This window comes from Nocardia sp. NBC_01730, from assembly GCF_035920445.1.
GTDB lineage: Bacteria > Actinomycetota > Actinomycetes > Mycobacteriales > Mycobacteriaceae > Nocardia.
Genome location: NZ_CP109162.1, coordinates 1,629,080 through 1,644,783 on the forward strand (window position 1 = coordinate 1,629,080; position 15,704 = coordinate 1,644,783).

Here is a 15,704-nt window from a genome sequence, read left to right on the forward strand (position 1 = left end):
ACCCTCATTCACCTGTCACACTCGTCTGCGTTGCATCGTCTACTGGATGACAATCGGAACGAAGGAGGCAGCGATGCGGATCGCGGTAGTCGGAGCGAGCGGGCGGGTCGGCCGCGAGGTGGTCGACGTGCTGAAGAACCAGGGCCACGAGGTCGTGGGGATCACTCGGTCGGCGGGGGTGGACGTCTACACCGGGCAGGGCCTGGCGCAGGCGCTGGCCGAGGTGCGGGTGGTGGTGGACGCGGTCAATGCGCCAACGACGGAAACCGCCGCGGTGACGGACTTTTTCCGCACTGTTGCCCAGAACGTGCAGCGAGAGTCGGCCGCCGCGGGCGCGCAGCGGATCGTGCTGTTATCGATCATCGGCATCGATTCGTTCACCGCGGGGCACTACGCGGGGAAGCTGGCGCAGGAAGAAGCCTATCGACAAGGCCCAGTACCGGTGCGGATCCTGCGTGCCGCCCAGTTTCACGAGTTCACGGAGATGATGCTCGACTGGACCACCCACGGCGATACGGCCTCCGTTCCGGAGTATCGGACTCAGCTCGTTGCCGCCAGTACCGTCGCTGAGCAGCTGGCAGAACTGGCCGTCGAGGAGAGCGGCGCCGAACTGTTCGAGATCGCCGGCCCGCAGGAGCTGAACCTCGCCGCGGCCACGGCGAGACTCGCTGCGCGACGCGGCAGTCCGGCACGTGTGCAGGAGATCCTCGACACCGACGACCCAAACCACGAGCTGCAGGCCGACGGCGCCCTGCTGCCGGGACCGGCGGCGATCCTCGCCGGGCCGACATTCGACGAGTGGCTGGACCAGCACTACCCGATACAGCGGTAACTCAGCCGATCCTGCGCCAGCCAGGGACGGCCAGTGGAGCGCGCACGTGCCGCCGAGTCGACGTGGACGACTGCCGTGAAGTCGGGCACCCGACGTGCGGGCGTGGAAATCGCAGCAGGCCGGGCTGGTTCGGACGTGAGCGGTGATCACGCTGCCAGATCGCCATGGTTCGGGTTGCTCAGGGCAGGAAAGTCTTCGGTGCGACCGAGCTGTACGCGCGATCTTCATCGGCGCGACAATCGGCTGAATATCACGCTCGCGCACGAGAAGCCGACAATCGTGAGCCCGAAGCACCAGGAGAGGGCGAGAGCGGCGTTGTTTCCGATGCCGGTGGAATTGAGCAATCCGCGTACCGTTTCCACGACGGGCGTTGCCGGTTGATATTCGGCGAAACCGCGCAGCCACGCCGGCATGGTGGCGGTCTGCACAAATGCGCTGCTGATGTACGGGATGAACATGATCGCGTAGGTGAGTCCCCCGGCCGCCTCCGGGTTCTTGGCGAGCAATCCCAGCGCGACCGCGATCCAGGAGATCGCCACGACGAACAGCGCGATCACCGCCGATGCCGACAGCCAGGCAGCCGGGTCGGCATGGGGTCGGTACCCCAGAACGAGGGCCGCGGCGACCGCGATGCCGATGGCCGCCAAATTGCGGACGACACCTTCGGCGACGTGCCCGGCCAGGACAGCCTGCCTGAACATCGGAAGTGTACGGAACCGGTCGATACTGCCCTTCGTCATATCCGTCGACACGCTGGTGGCCGTGATCGATGAGCCGAATCCCGTGCACAGCAGCATTATTCCGGGCACCACGTAGTCCAGGTAGGGCCCTCCCACGTCGATTGCCCCGCCGAAGACGTAGGTGAACAGCATCATGACCAGGACCGGCATCAGCAGTGAAATGGTCAGTGTGTCCCGGCTGCGCAGAGTATGTCGGGCACAGCGTTGGAACATGATGACCGTGTCCGTGAAAACGTGCGACGTCACCGGGCGGTGGCCTCGACAATGTCGGCGGCGCGGGCAGCGGAGTCCTCGGTGCTCAGTGTCTTCGTGAATGCCGCTGCGCGGTCCCTACATTCCCGCGTGAGTATCGAGGCCACGCCTTGCTCGAGTCGAGCCGCCGTGAGCTGCGTGAACTTCATGTGTGCACCCACGCCGAGGCGCTCGACCTGCCCGCCCCACATGGGCTGCTCGAACGACACCGAGCAGACCAGCGTCGGCAATCCGGCGCGCAGGCTCTCGAACAATGTTCCGATCCCGCCATGATGGACAGCGGCGGCGCACCGCGGAAAGACGATGTCGTACGCGAAAGCGCCGACTACCTTCACGTGCGCGCCGACTTTCGCGGCAGCGATGTCCAAATCGCTCCAGCCCGCGCTCACCAGCGCACGTACACCCAACCGCGCGGATACCTCGGACACTATCGCCAGCACGGCGGCCGCGTCCCGGATCGGCATGCTGCCGAAGCCGAAGAACACTGGTGGCTCCCCCTCGCTTGCCCAGGACAGAATGCCGGCATGGTCGCCTGCGAGGTCGCCGACAGCTTCGCGGGCAGCATGATCGAGTGTCAGGAAGCCGGTGAAAGGCCGGCGCTCGTCCCACTGCTGAGGCAGCCCCGGAACGAGCGCGGGGTCGTAGATCTGCACTTCCGGGACGTTCCGGCGGGCCAGCACCGCGGCTGTGCTCGCCCACGACTTCGGCAGCCCTAGCATCGCCCGCAGGTCGTTGAGGTAGCGCATGAACACGACACGGCGCAGGTTCTCGGCAAGTACCCAGGTCGCTCGATTGACCCGCGCGGGTGGATTCCAGTGCGGCGGAAGGGCGCCGGGGAAGGGATAGGCCCCGTTGTTCCGGCAGGGGTAATAGTGCAAGCTGACCAGAGGAACGTCCATCGCTTCAGCAACCGAACTCGCCCGGTCTTCGGTGACGGTGCTGGCGACGATCAGGTCGGCGTTCGCGCACACCTCGATGACTTCGCGGTTCATCTGGCCCGCGTAGCCGGCCATCTGCCGTGCGACCAGCTGCATCAGGCGGAATGTGTTTCCCGAGGCCAGCGCCTTCTGCCCGGGCTCCGAACTGTAGAGCTGCTGTATGTCGGGACCGCACGCGCGGGCGGCAAGCCCCGTGCCTGCGACGAAGCCGATCAGGTTGGGCGGTGCGCCGAGCAGCACGTCGTGACCACGCCGCTGCAGCTCGAGCCCCAGCGCCACGATCGGCTGTACGTCACCACGGGTTCCGGTGAGCGGAATCGCTATTCTCACGGCGCTTCTTTCGGTGTTGTCGTAGTACCTGTCGACACTGTGCCCCTACCGGCGCTCGGCGTGCAGACGACAGCATTGTGGGCTCTTCAGCGCGGTCGGACGTCGGTACAGTGAACAATTGTGCACATAGCGATGTTCATGGACTACCACCCGGCCACGCTCGGCGGAGTCCAGACCGCAGTCGGCTCGCTGTGTCGCGGGCTCGAGCGCGCGGGTCACCGCGTCACGCTCTTCGTGGCACCGCTACCGGGTGCGGACACCGACCCGATCCCGAACGTCGTCGAACTCCACGCCGTCGCCGCGCTCGCTGTCAACGGTTTCGCAATGGTGCTGCCTACCAAGCGCAATGACAGGCTGATCGACGCGGAATTCGCCGCACGCGGCCCGATCGACGTCGTACACACGCACACGACCTACGGCGTCGCTATCGCTGGTATGAAAGCAGCACGGCGGCATCGGCTTCCGCTGGTGCATACCGCGCAGAGCCGCGACGACGCGTTCATCGAACACACCTCGTCCGCTCCATATCCGGCAGCACTGGCGATGCGCGCACTGCACGGCCGGTTCGTCCCGCACTGCGATCACATGCCGCAGGTGCCGGAAAGCCGTGCGGCGCGCCATGCCTGGTGGACGATAGTCGGTCAGGCCCGAGCCGCTGACCAGGTGATCGCACCGACGCGCCATTTCGCCCAACTGATGGTCGCACACGGGCTGACGCGACCGATTCAGGTCGTGTCCAACGGCGTCGACGATGAAGTACTCCAAAGCTGCGGTAGCAGTGCCATTTCCGGACCGCCGGCCGACGGACCGCTGCGGCTTGTCTGGAGTGGAAGGCTTTCCAACGAGAAGCGTCTGCTCGAATCGATCGACGCAGTGCGGCGCACCGACAGCTGCACCCTCGACATCTATGGCGACGGCGATTTGCGAGATGATGCTGCCGCCGTGATTGCCGAACATCATCTCAACGATCGAATCCGGTTGCACGGTAGGGTTACCCAGGCAGAGTGTATCTACGCCATGTCCCGATGCGACGCTCTGCTGTTTCCTTCCTACGGATTCGACACGCAAGGCATGGTCCTGCTCGAGGCGGTGGCGGTGGGGCTTCCGATTGTCTATTGCGATCCCGAACTCGACGAGTCCGTGCCCACCGGTGGCGGCATTCGCACCGCGGATCCGTCGGTCGATCGTATCGCCGAGACGATCTCCGAGCTCGCCGACAACCCTCCGGCACTCGCCGACATGCGCGAGGTACTCGGCAGGCACTGCGACTCTGTTCTTCAGTCACGTCACACGGGGGCAGTCGTCGAAATCTACCGGCAGGCAGGTGAGGAATCGGCGCACAGCCCGAAATCGGAAATGCCGCACACCCTTTCGCAGATTCCCACGGCGCCGGGCAGGCTGCCGCTCGTGGGGCACAGCCTGCGGGCACTGCGCGGCGCCCCGACATTCATGACGTCGCTGTCCGAGCTCGGTCCGATAGTGCGGATATTTTTCGGGCAGAAGATGGGATACGTCCTCACCACCCCGGAGCTGGTTCGCGAGGTCGGTCTAGGCGACGCTGAATTCAATCGTGAAGACCTGCGGGAGGCGATCAAGGATGTTGCAGGCGGCTCGGTCAACGTCTTACGCGGCGAGGAGCACAAGCTGCGTCGCAGGATGATCGCGCCCGCTCTGCGCCAGAGCCGACTCGCCGAGTACACGAAGTCGGCGGCCGATATCGCCGACACGTGGTCGGCGGGACTTCCATCGGGCAGACGCGTGGATCTGATGGACGAGGCCCACGGCCTGGTGCTCGACACTGTTTCGTCGACGCTGTTCACCGCCGACTTCAGCGCCGGCGCACGACGCGAGATCCGGGACAACGTGCCTTGGCTGCTCAGCCAGGTGATTCTGCGGACCGCGTTACCGCCGCAACTGCGCCGTCTCCGTGTCATCGCCAACTGGCGGTGGCGCAGGAAGGCGCGGCACCTGCGTGCCGCTATCGGCGATGTAGTGTCCGAATATCGCCGTTGCGAAGAGGATTTCAATGACGTGGTGTCCGCGCTGATCCGGCATACGGATGGCGAGACCGGAGCGACGTTGTCCGACGAGCACATCATCGACGAAGCGATCCTGATGCTCGCCGGCGGTGTCGGGTCCACGGCGTCGCTGACAGGCTGGCTGTGGCACGAGGTGATGCGCCGCCCCCAGGTTGCCGAGCAGCTGTACGACGAACTCGATGCTGTCGTGGGATCGGGCCCTGTTCGCGCCGAGCATCTCGGCGCGCTCCCCTACCTGAAACAGGTTGTGGCCGAGACACTTCGCTTCTGGGGACCTTGGATCAGCGCAGGTACCGCCGAAGGCGACATCACCATCGGCGGGCTCGATATTCCGGATGGCACAGCAATCATGTTCAGCCCCTATATGGTCCAGCACGACAAACGCTATTTCGCCAATCCGGAAGCGTTCGACCCGGCGCGCTGGTCCCCGGAACGCGCCGGTGCGAACGATAAGAAAGCCAGCCTGTCGTTCGGTATCGGCCGTCGCCGCTGCCTGGGTGATCACTTCGCGATGCTCGAGATCGCGCTGGCGTCGGCAGCGCTGCTGGCACGCTGGCGGCCGACGCCCCACCCGGATTACGTGGTGCGGGCGTCGAATCGGGACTTCGTCCTGTCGCCCTCGGCCCTGCCGGTCACCCTGCACCCGCGATAGTGCTGGTGTTCCGGCCCCGTGTAGCGCGTCATTTCATTTCGCCACACCCGGAACTCGACATCTCCTTTGTCTGGCATTCGCGGTCATATACTTTCCCGGCATTTATCGTCAAATCAGGTGAACACGGACAGTCAAGAGTCATTGAGGTAAGCAGTTCATCCAACGGAAGGATGCGAAATGTCTACCACAATCACCAAAATCGTCGCCACGACCGCCATGACCTTGTCTCTCGGTATCGTCGCAGCTCCCGCAGCTTCGGCCAGTACGCCTCCCTCCGCCGATCCCGTGTCGACCTCAGCCACTCCTGTCGTTGGATCAGTTGGTTTCTGTCTGATGTTCGGCAGTGTCGCCTTCTGCCTGTGAGACCACCACCCGAGAGGCCCGCGGAAGGGGCTGAATGGGGTCCGATCCAATAGGTGTTGTCGACCGCCTGCCCACGCTTCCCGATGGTGTGGGCAGGCGGTCGCGTCCAGGTCACGACACCGGGCGGCGATGTTCTGCCTGAACGCGAGGCGCCGCGGACTAGCGAATGGTTCCGCTGATGGCCGCGCTGTAGCTCGTCAGTGGCGGCTGGCGATCAGCCTTCGCGTTGCGCCGTACGCAGGTCGGACGGCGCGGTCGGAGGTTCGGCGTCTGCGATCGCCACGGTGGCCTCGGCGGCATGTTCGGCATCCTCGACAGTGCTTCGTCCGAGGCCGCAGGCCGTCGCCACGCCGTAGGCGGTTCGATCGGCTGCCTGTTCGAACAGCGCCAGGCTCCGGAGGCTGCCTTCGGTGTCGGTCGGTGACACAACACCGGCGATCAATTGCCAGTCCTCGTTCAGGCGGCGCAGCGGCCGGTAGAACGCTGGGTCGAGCGGCGCGGGGTGGGCGCCATAGGCGCAGGGAATGTGCGCGGGCGGCAGCGGCACACCGTGTTTGCGCAGTCTTCGCGCGGTGGCGTTCAACAGGTTCACGGCCGGCGCGATGGTCCGCGGGGCGAGCAGTTCTTTGTGCTGGTAGTCGCCGTAACAGAGATGGAGGACGGTCTGCGCGCCGATGTCGTGTGCCCGCTCGAGGAATCCCGCCAACTGCCTCGCCACCAGACGCCCGACCGGCAGCTGTACGCCCAGTTGCGCTGCCTTGACCAGTGCCAGCTGAGCGATCGGCGACTCCACCTGCCATGTGAGCGTGTCGCCGTACTTCGCGGTCAATTCGGCCATTTCGGCGAGCACGGCCTCGACGAACACCGGCAGGTTGCGCAGCGCGGGCGCGACCGCTCCGGCGTGCCGCAGCGCGCGTCCGAGAGGAAGACCGTCGGTGACCGCTGCGCCCGCGAACACGAACAACGCCATGTCCAGCGGGTTCGGCTGACTGATCTGCAATCTCGTACCGGCGAGCTCGGGATGCCGCTTCTGCACCTCACGGAACGCGGTGACGGCTTCGGTGATCCGACCGCCGCGGTCCATCGATACATGGCGGGGCTCGAGTGTGCGCCCACGGCGGATGCCGTAGCCGCGCATGTCGGAGTAATCAGCGAAATCACCGCCGCGCACCACCTCGAACACGTCGAGGTGTTTCTCCCGATCTCGGAGATACTGCACGACCCAGTTCGGGTCGAGATCACAGGGGACCCCGGTCAGCTGGTGTCCGCTACTGCGCTGGACGAACCATTCCAGTACGTCACTGTCACTCGTCATCAACTGCGGGGGCAAACTGCCCACAAAGTGTACGAATCTGGTCATCGCCTGTCCAAAAGGTAGTGATCACATGCGGATCAGGCGCTCGCCCCCCCACACACGCAACCCCGGGGCCACAATCCGACGATTGCAGTACACGCTAAGCGAGGGGGGTAGCCATCGCCTCCCCATTCGCGGGAAGGCGATCTCGGAGAAGCGACCACTTGACTTCAGGTCGACCTCAACTCGCAAGCTGAGGCACTGCGAGAAAGGGAAAATCACGACAACGTTCGGAGACAAGCAGAGTCGAGGCTACGACCAGCGGGCACCCGGCTGCTCGGTGGCTTGTATTCGCTGGTCGCCACCGAGGTAGACGCCGCCGCGAAGCCGGATGCGTCGGTGCTCGACGTTGGGACCGGCCCCGGAAAGCTGTTGGCTCACTTGCGGTCCCGGCGTTCAGATCGGCGGTTGCACGGTGTCGATCTGTCGCCGTGCACGATCGATCTCGCCGCGTGCAATCTCACGGGCGGCCCAGTCGAGCTCTTGGTCGGCGACGTCTGCGCACTCCCCTGTCCGACGACAGCTTTGACCTGGTCGTCTCGAGCCTGAGCATGCATGAATGGCCCGATGTGGATCGGGCGGACGCCGAGCTGGCGCGGGTGCTGGTGGTCCGAGACACCGCGGCTGATCCACCGAGGGCCGCGGCGGCCGTAGACGAATTGGCTCGCCTGGGCGTGGCTGCCTTGGCCGGGAGTATCACAACGTCGTGGCTCGCGCCGCTGCCGCCAGGGCCGACGCCCTCGGCCTGCCGTTCCTCTGCTCGTCAGCGGTTCTCGACGCGCTCACCGAACAGCCAACGGAATGGGTCGCGCGCGCCTCGCCCCGGCGCAGTCCCACGGCTGGCAGATCTACGCAGACTTCCTCCTCAGCGCGGGCCACAGTCGAATCGCCGTAGCAGCCGAGCCGAGTGTCTACTGGGCATCTTGAGCCCGCATTCTGCAGGACTACCTCGCTCCACGCGGCGGCACCGTCATCGAACTCGACATGCGAGCACTCGCCCCCATTGCCGTGTGCGACGAACTCGTCGACAATCGCGCGACAGCCCTCCTTCTTCTGGTCGGCCACCCGGAGCCGACAGTGTCGATCGTCAAGTCTGTTCGCCGCGACCAGCGCCTCGCCGAGATCATGATCGGTGCTCCGGCCGGGCAACCGGAGTTCGCCGAATGGGCGAGGTTGCTGGGCGACGACAGCGCCGCGATCCCGTTCTTGCGCTACCTGCCCGAGCGCCTCAGCCCACTCGGTGCACGAGTCGAGACGGCGCTGCGCGAGCGGCTGGCCGAAGCGCCCTCCTTCGTCGCCTTCGAGGGCTACGACACGGGCACCGTCCTCGCCGATATGCTGCGTGCTCACGGCGAGGACCGGGCGCGCACTGCCGAATCCTGGCCGCGCGTCGCGGTCGAAGGCACCCGCGGGCAGATCCAGTTCTCCCGCACGCCAGGCATCAGCGTTTGGCAATGGGCGGCGAATGTAAATCGTTATCGCGCAGAGATTTCCGCTCGGACGGCGGAGTTTCCCGCCGCTCCGACCGGTTCCGGGTGATTCGAAGGCCGAGGAGGCGGACCGCTGCCGCTTTCGCGGATAGGATCGAATCCGGCCGAAGCGATGATTCGACTCTCGATAGGAGGTGTCACGTGAGCAGGACAATTAGAATTCCCGCGGCGGAACTCGCCGACCATATCGGCGAGTCCGTCGTGGGGTACGGCGAACTTGCGCAGGCGGGCGTCGTGCAGCCGGGCGGCGACCTCGTGGTCGCGGTATTCGGGGTGGAGTCCAACCGGCGCGAGAAGTCGTTCACGCTGAGCCAGCTGGTCGAGCTCGAGGTCCCCGACTAGCCGCGGATCCCTCCAGCAGCGCAAAGACAGCCTGATGGAGCTGGGTCCAGGCCCATCAGGCTGTCGGGTGCGATGTCAGCTGATCAGTGCGTTCATGATCGTTCCGGCACTGGTGGCGATGACGCCGCCGAGCATGCCGCCCGCGACCATTTTCGCCGAAGCGAGTGGACCGCCGTTCCATTTTTCCCAGGCGAATCTCCCGCCTGCGTACATAATTCCCGTCACGCCCGAAAGAATCACGAACCACGTGAAATATCGGACAAGTGTCAGGATTTTGTCCGAGTTGGGTGGAGCTTCGGGCTCGGGGTTGCCAATCTGAGCCATCAACAATTCTTCGATCGCCGTATTGATCATCGTTGATCTGTCTCCCATGCGTTGCCGCCGGACAAGCTATACGCAATCGCTATGACGATGGAAGTATCGCTATCCGCGCGCAATCCGTCAACCCTCCGACCGGCGGTCGACATGTGCCTGCGATCGATTTCGGTGCCGCCGAACCGGTGTCAGCTCGCCGAAGACGGGTAGTGCCTGGGTGTGAGCGACGATGTCACAGCACCCGGTGACCTGGATCCGGTGGCCGCGCGAGCGGTGATCGAGCAGGCCAAAGGGGCCGTGATGCTGGTCTACGGGCTCGACGCCGAGGAGGCGTTCGCCATCCTTCGGGTGCGCTCCCAGGAAACCAACACCAAGCTGCGGGTCTTAGCCGCCAAAGTAGCCGCCGAACTACCGTCGGTCGGCGTCCCCGCGGTCACCACCGAACTGCGCAGTAGAGTCACCCGCTTGCTGTCGACCGCGCACGAACAACTCCGATAGGCGCTTACAGACGGGGCGGGCACACCACACCAGAGATATCCTCATACATCCTGCTCGCTTGGACGAACCGGCCCTTTCCAAGGTTTCGGCGGACACATGGTTGTCCGGCAGGTGTCCGCAGGGTTTACCTGGTGGCCACCTCTTCTGCGCGACAGCGAACGCTCGACGGCAGCCAGGTGGTGCCGTCACTGCGGCGCGGGTAGGCGGCGCCCAGAAGCGGGGCGAGCTGAGTGGTGAACTTGTGCCACCCCGCGTCGTCGAGGGCGCTGCGGACCGGGCGCAATGCGGTGCCGGTTAACCCAGCCGTGTACCGGATTCTCGCCGGTGAGGCGCTGGAGAACCACTGCGACCGCATCGCGATATGTGCGGCGTCGTCCCCGGCGAGGAGGGTCTGCACCGCGAGGGTCATGACCCGATCCTCTCCGAGGCGGACACCAGGGTTCGGCTCGGCGGCCACTTGGAATGGAAACCGACTAGCCATCACGGTTTCGTAACGGCCGACTGTGGGTATCACGTAAATATGACGGATCACCGACCAACCCGGATCGCCGGTGTGGAACCGGGAACCGGCGCGCTCGCTTTGTCCACGTGCCTTGCCTTTTCGATCGGCATCGCAGCGATCACGCAGGCTGTGCTCCCCACCCTCGTGGCCTGCATCAGTATCATGGCCGGGCTCGCTCTCGTGCTGAACATCCTGCCGCACAAGGCATAACGCGACCACCTCCGGCGTAGTCCAGCCGGCCCTTGCCCTCGGCCTCGAATCCTGGTGGCATCTATCGAGATACCGGCGTTACTCGGAGGCGCGCATGCTGTCGTTGCAGGAGATTTCGGATCGACTGGAGATCGAGGATCTGATGGTGCGGTATTCGCACGCGGTCGATACCAAGCAATGGGACCTGTTGGACGACGTGTTCACCCCCGACGCGCACATCGACTACTCGGCCATGGGTGGATCGGTGGGCGACCTGGCATCCACGAAGAAGTTTCTCGCGTCGGTGCTGCCGAATTTTCCTGCATTCCAACACCTGATCAGCAACTCGTCCATCATCGTCGATGGTGACACGGCCACCGGACGCACGATGTGCCACAACCCGATGATGGTGTCCGGCGGCGACGGTCCACCGAGCATGATGTTGTGCGGGTTGTGGTACCTGGACACATTCGTCCGAGTCGATGGGCAGTGGCGGATCAAGAAGCGGGTCGAGGAGAAGAGCTTCCTCTTCGTCGCGCCGTCGGCCCCAGGAATGAGTTGACCCGGGTCGGATCCGGCACGCTGGTCCGAACTCGCTCTCGACCTGGGGAGTCGAACGCTGATGCCGCGCAAGTGATCCTGCACCTCTGGACCTGCGATGCCGAACACCTGACGGCGGGGCGGCCGGTGTTCACGCGACTACCCGCCGTGACACATCGGTAGTCGCCGACGGACTCTCAGCGGCACGGTCCGCAGAGGTGCCACATGATCGCGTCGACGACATCGAGTCGGTCTCCGCGCACTTCCGTGGTCGCCGCTGCCGGACAGCAGCCCGCTCCAACGTTTCCTTCGTGGTGTCCTGCCGACCATCAGTGGTGGCATACGTCTCTCTGGATCCACGTCAGTCCGGGACCGGACACGAAACTGCGTCGCATTCCCATCGCGGAAGCACGCGATGGGCGAGGCGCGGCAGCCTCGCCCATCGTTGTCGAGAGTCAGCGGTTCCGGTGGCTGTTCTCGCCGCCGCGGCGCTTGGCCTCGGTGGGCTGGGCCGCAGCACCCTTCTTGCCTGCCTCGCTGGCACGCTTGGGATCGTTGTCGAAGCTGCCGCTGCTCGCCTTGCCACCCTGGCTGGCGATCTTGCGCTGCCGGTCTTCGTCCATGGCGGCAAAGCCGCGGTGGGCGTTGGCCATTGTGTCATCCCTCCTTGCCCCTCGGATGATTCCTTGCGGCGACGACAGGACGCCGTCACTGTGGGCGCTACCCGCGGATCCGGCGGGCAAACACAGCGGCGTACGCGGAGGTCAGGGCTGAGGGTTCGGCGTCAGTGCGTACCCGTCGCGCGGCCGATCCACATTTCGCGATGCCGCAGCCCGCCTTGTGCCCAGCAAGTAAAGCATGACCAGCACAACACTGAACCAGACATAGGTGTTGCCGATGACATGCTGCCATGGCGTCCATGCGGATTCCCGGTGCTCGCCGTCGGGCAGCCAGTTCTGCGGTCCGATCACGAACACCGCCGTCGTGACCAGGATCGTCACCCACCAGCCGATCGCCCGTCTCCCCGGAAGGCGGGTGGTATAGCCAACGAGGGCGAATAGCGCGGGCGCGATCCACACCCAGTGGTGCGACCAGGAGATCGGCGAGACCAGAAGGGTGAACACGGCGTTGATGGCCAGCGCCAGCGCGGGGAAGTCGGCCGCCCGGCGCATCGCGATAACGACCAGCACGAGCAGCAGGGCGCCGAGCACCAGCCAGACCGCGGTGAAGGCGGGTTCGGGCACCTCGAGCCGCGCGAAAACCGCCTGAATCGACTGGTTGGTGTGAAATGCCGACCCGCTCAGCCCGGACACGTTCCCGAGACCGCCGAACCAGTACTTGACCGACTCCTTCGGCAGGATCGCGAAGCCGACCGCCGTAGCGGCCGCGCCGGTGACGGCGGCCGTAGCGGCGGCGCGGTAATCCCTGCGTACCAGGAAATACAGCACGAACGCCGCGGGTGTCAGTTTGATCGCGGCAGCGATGCCGATCAGCATGCCCCGGCGCCAACGAGGCTTGTGCGTCAGGCAGTCCGCGGCGACCAGCGCCATCAGCAGCAGGTTGACCTGACCGAAGTCCAGCGTCGAATGAATCGGCTCCAGCAGCAGTCCGAGAGGGGTCGCACATGCCGTCGCCCAGACCGCGAGCCTGCGCCGCGCCTCCTCCGGCCACACCCGCCGGGCGACCAGGTAGAGCGTGATCGCGAGCGCGGCCACTGAGGAGACGAAGAAGGTCAGGGCAGCCACGTCCCAGGGCAGCATCGCGAACGGGCTCAGCGCGAGCGCGGCGAACGGCGGATAGATGAACGGAAGGCCGGCACCGATGGTGGTCTGCGGCAGCTGGCCGTACATATCGGCGCCGTGGCGCAGCGCGTCGACGCCCAGTCGATACACCTGCAGGTCGATGAACCCGCCAGTGATCTTGTGGAACGGCCAGACCGGCGTCAGGAGACAGAACGCGGAGAACGCGACTGAGAGGACAGGTGACAGCCGCACCGCACGCCCGAGTCGACGGTTCTGGGACATCGGCGTATCGGTGGTGGCCGTGACACTACTCATCCGCGGCGACTATACCGACCCATGTCCGCCCGTTCAGCAGGTGGGAGGGGACATTCGGGCCGAGATCGAGTGCGCTGCACGCGTGACGGCGGCGAATACGGGTAAATCGCCAACAGTCCACGGCAGCAGAGGAGGTCGGCAATATGCCGGTAGCGGCGAGTGCAGCCCTGGTAGGTGCGGTGAGAGGCAGGCGGGCCGAGCAATGAAGACGCCCGACGCCGCGGACTACCGGGTGATCGCCACGGTGTACCCGTCGTCGGTGTTGCGCGCCCCGACCGGGCGGCGGCGTACGAGGCATTCGGCGCCGATCTGCGGACCGTCCGGGCGCAACTGAGAAAGTCCGCGGCGGCCCGCTGAAGATCTCCGTCGACGGAGACTCTCACGTGGTAGGAATGGGCTCGTGACCGACGACGAGATTGATCCGGAACTGATCGAGCTGGCCGGGAAGGTCTTCGACTTCGCTCGACGCGGTGACGCGGCGGGCCTGGCGACCTTCGTGGACGCGGGCGTGCCGGTGAACCTCACCAACGACGCGGGCGACACACTACTCATGCTCGCGGCGTATCACGGTCACGGCGATGCCGTCGCGACCCTGCTGGAGCGGTCCGCCGATCCGAACCGCGCCAATGACAAGGGCCAAACCCCGTTGGCCGGGGCGGTTTTCAAGGGTGAGACCGAGATCGTGCGGCAGCTCGCCGCAGCGGGCGCCGACCCGGACGCTGGCACGCCGTCGGCGCGTGACGCCGCCGTCATGTTCGGCAAGACCGAGGTGCTCGAGCTGTTCGGGGGCTCGGCGCCGCGCTAGCCCCGCTTCCGGACGGCGGTGACCGCTTTGCGGGCCGCCACCAGAACCGGGTCCCACACCGGTGAGAACGGTGGCGCATAACCGAGGTCCAGGGCTGTCATCTGCTCGACGGTCATCCTGGCGGTCAGCGCGACCGCGGCGATGTCGACGCGCTTGCCCGCGCCTTCGCGTCCCACGATCTGCACGCCGAGCAGGCGGCCGGTGTGGCGCTCGGCGAGCATCTTCACCGTCATTGTCGCCGCACCGGGGTAATAGCCCGAACGACTTGTGGCTTCGACGGTGACCGTCACGTATTGCACGCCCGCAGCGCGAGCGTCCTTTTCGCGCAAGCCTGTTCGCGCCACCTCCAGGTCGCATACCTTGCTGACCGCGGTGCCGACGACACCGGGAAAGGTCGCGTATCCCCCGCCGATCCCCGCGCCGATGATCTGGCCGTGCTTGTTGGCGTGGGTGCCGAGAGGGATATGACGTTCGCGGCCGGAGACCAGATCGAGCACTTCGACACAATCGCCGCCCGCCCAGACGTTCGTCCGGCCGCGCACCCGCATGGCTAGATCTGTCAGCAGGCCGCCGTGCTCGCCCAGCGGCAGCCCGGCCGCGCGCGCCAGCTCCGTTTCCGGTCGGACACCGATACCGAGCACCACGACGTCGGCTGGGTATTCGGTGGTGTCCGCCACGACCGCGGCCACGCGGCCGTCGTCCCCGGTCCGGATTTCGGTCACTTCGGCATGGCACACGATCTTGATGCCCAATCCGCACATCGCATCACGAACCAGGGCACCCATGTCCGGATCGAGGGTGGACATCGGCTCGGCGCCACGGTTGACCATCGTGACGTCGTAGCCACGCCGGATCAACGCCTCCGCCATCTCGACGCCGATGTAGCCGGCACCCACCACCACGGCGCGGTTGCCTTCGCCCCGCTCCAGCGTCTCGATCAGCGCCTGGCCGTCGTCGAGGGTCTGGACGCCGTGGACGCCGTCGGTGTCGATGCCGGGTAGCGGCGGGCGGATCGGGCGGGCGCCGGTGGCGATCACGAGGTGGTCGTAGGCCGTCCACGACTCGCCACCGGACGCGAGGTCACGGGAGCGAACCCGGGAACCGTCGACGTCGATCTCGGTCACCTCGGTACGCAGTCGCAGGTCGATGTCGCGGGCGCGGTGTTCCTGGGGTGTGCGGGCGATCAGGGCGTCCCGGTCGGCTACGTCGCCGCCGACCCAGTATGGAATACCGCAGGCGGAGAACGAAGCGAACCGGCCGCGTTCGAAGACGACGATCCCCAGCTTGCTCGTGTCCATCATCCTGCGCGCCTGCGAGGCCGCCGACATGCCCGTCGCGTCACCGCCGATGACCACCAGTCGCTCGCTCATGGTCCTCACGCTACGGCGGACAGCTACTGGGCGGGCGCCGGGGCGCCGGACGAACCCGGTCACCGCACATGCGCCGTGGGGTTATCTAGCTGTCCG

General features: G+C 65.8%; 16 protein-coding genes and 1 pseudogene. 9 read left to right on the plus strand and 8 right to left on the minus strand.

Annotation, left to right across the window (positions count from 1 at the left end; genetic code table 11):
* The first annotated feature begins 73 nt into the window (after positions 1 to 73).
* Positions 74 to 832 (plus strand): SDR family oxidoreductase, encoded by a 759-nt coding sequence (locus tag OHB12_RS06530; protein WP_327117098.1) that lies wholly within the window; start codon positions 74 to 76, stop codon positions 830 to 832.
* A 224-nt stretch (positions 833 to 1,056) separates the two neighbouring features.
* Here OHB12_RS06530 and OHB12_RS06535 read toward each other — a convergent pair whose 3' ends face one another.
* Together OHB12_RS06535 and OHB12_RS06540 are read right to left on the minus strand one after the other, a co-directional pair.
* Complete coding sequence (locus tag OHB12_RS06535) at positions 1,057 to 1,818, minus strand: ABC transporter permease (protein WP_327117100.1); 762 nt, start codon at positions 1,816 to 1,818, stop codon at positions 1,057 to 1,059.
* Complete coding sequence (locus OHB12_RS06540; RefSeq protein ID WP_327117102.1) at positions 1,815 to 3,092, minus strand: glycosyltransferase; 1,278 nt, start codon at positions 3,090 to 3,092, stop codon at positions 1,815 to 1,817. Before OHB12_RS06540 ends, OHB12_RS06535 begins: the two co-directional genes overlap by 4 nt.
* Before the next feature lie 138 nt (positions 3,093 to 3,230).
* On the opposite strand from OHB12_RS06540, the gene OHB12_RS06545 reads away from it, so the two are divergent.
* Positions 3,231 to 5,783 carry a cytochrome P450 gene (locus tag OHB12_RS06545; protein ID WP_327117104.1) on the plus strand — a complete coding sequence of 851 codons (2,553 nt, stop codon included), beginning with the start codon at positions 3,231 to 3,233 and terminating at the stop codon, positions 5,781 to 5,783.
* 577 nt (positions 5,784 to 6,360) lie between these two features.
* Here the strand turns inward: OHB12_RS06545 and OHB12_RS06550 are convergent.
* Positions 6,361 to 7,506, minus strand: coding sequence for a hypothetical protein (locus OHB12_RS06550; protein ID WP_327117106.1), 1,146 nt, complete (start codon positions 7,504 to 7,506; stop codon positions 6,361 to 6,363).
* 333 nt (positions 7,507 to 7,839) lie between these two features.
* On the opposite strand from OHB12_RS06550, the pseudogene OHB12_RS36160 reads away from it, so the two are divergent.
* From OHB12_RS36160 to OHB12_RS06560, 3 genes and pseudogenes are all read left to right on the plus strand, one after another.
* Positions 7,840 to 8,045 (plus strand): annotated as a pseudogene (locus tag OHB12_RS36160) (methyltransferase domain-containing protein); the annotation flags it as partial.
* A 439-nt stretch (positions 8,046 to 8,484) separates the two neighbouring features.
* Positions 8,485 to 9,039: an ABC transporter substrate-binding protein gene (locus OHB12_RS06555; protein WP_327117108.1), complete on the plus strand. Its 555-nt coding sequence runs from the start codon at positions 8,485 to 8,487 to the stop codon at positions 9,037 to 9,039.
* Positions 9,040 to 9,131: 92 nt separating this feature from the next.
* Positions 9,132 to 9,332 (plus strand): hypothetical protein, encoded by a 201-nt coding sequence (locus OHB12_RS06560; RefSeq protein ID WP_327117110.1) that lies wholly within the window; start codon positions 9,132 to 9,134, stop codon positions 9,330 to 9,332.
* Positions 9,333 to 9,407: 75 nt separating this feature from the next.
* Here the strand turns inward: OHB12_RS06560 and OHB12_RS06565 are convergent, their stop codons facing one another.
* Positions 9,408 to 9,686, minus strand: coding sequence for a hypothetical protein (locus tag OHB12_RS06565; protein ID WP_327117112.1), 279 nt, complete (start codon positions 9,684 to 9,686; stop codon positions 9,408 to 9,410).
* 180 nt (positions 9,687 to 9,866) lie between these two features.
* Between OHB12_RS06565 and OHB12_RS06570 the strand changes: the two genes are divergently transcribed.
* Positions 9,867 to 10,145, plus strand: coding sequence for an ANTAR domain-containing protein (locus OHB12_RS06570; RefSeq protein WP_327117114.1), 279 nt, complete (start codon positions 9,867 to 9,869; stop codon positions 10,143 to 10,145).
* 124 nt (positions 10,146 to 10,269) lie between these two features.
* On the opposite strand, the gene OHB12_RS06575 is transcribed toward OHB12_RS06570, so the two are convergent.
* Positions 10,270 to 10,554: a hypothetical protein gene (locus tag OHB12_RS06575; RefSeq protein WP_442799980.1), complete on the minus strand. Its 285-nt coding sequence runs from the start codon at positions 10,552 to 10,554 to the stop codon at positions 10,270 to 10,272.
* 397 nt (positions 10,555 to 10,951) lie between these two features.
* On the opposite strand from OHB12_RS06575, the gene OHB12_RS06580 reads away from it, so the two are divergent.
* The gene (locus OHB12_RS06580) at positions 10,952 to 11,398 is read left to right on the plus strand and encodes a nuclear transport factor 2 family protein (protein WP_327117116.1); all 447 of its coding nucleotides are present in this window, start codon (positions 10,952 to 10,954) and stop codon (positions 11,396 to 11,398) included.
* A gap of 433 nt (positions 11,399 to 11,831) precedes the next feature.
* Here the strand turns inward: OHB12_RS06580 and OHB12_RS06585 are convergent, their stop codons facing one another.
* On the minus strand, positions 11,832 to 12,029 hold the full coding sequence (locus OHB12_RS06585) for a general stress protein (protein WP_327117118.1): 198 nt from the start codon (positions 12,027 to 12,029) through the stop codon (positions 11,832 to 11,834).
* A gap of 111 nt (positions 12,030 to 12,140) precedes the next feature.
* Positions 12,141 to 13,433: a glycosyltransferase 87 family protein gene (locus OHB12_RS06590; RefSeq protein ID WP_327117120.1), complete on the minus strand. Its 1,293-nt coding sequence runs from the start codon at positions 13,431 to 13,433 to the stop codon at positions 12,141 to 12,143.
* 202 nt (positions 13,434 to 13,635) lie between these two features.
* Between OHB12_RS06590 and OHB12_RS06595 the strand changes: the two genes are divergently transcribed.
* The gene (locus OHB12_RS06595; protein ID WP_327117122.1) at positions 13,636 to 13,767 is read left to right on the plus strand and encodes a hypothetical protein; all 132 of its coding nucleotides are present in this window, start codon (positions 13,636 to 13,638) and stop codon (positions 13,765 to 13,767) included.
* A gap of 66 nt (positions 13,768 to 13,833) precedes the next feature.
* Positions 13,834 to 14,238 carry an ankyrin repeat domain-containing protein gene (locus OHB12_RS06600; protein ID WP_327117124.1) on the plus strand — a complete coding sequence of 135 codons (405 nt, stop codon included), beginning with the start codon at positions 13,834 to 13,836 and terminating at the stop codon, positions 14,236 to 14,238.
* On the opposite strand, the gene OHB12_RS06605 is transcribed toward OHB12_RS06600, so the two are convergent.
* Entirely contained in the window at positions 14,235 to 15,608 is a 1,374-nt protein-coding gene (locus OHB12_RS06605) for an FAD-dependent oxidoreductase (RefSeq protein WP_327117126.1), read from the minus strand. The genes OHB12_RS06600 and OHB12_RS06605 overlap by 4 nt on opposite strands.
* Between the last annotated feature and the right edge of the window lie 96 nt (positions 15,609 to 15,704).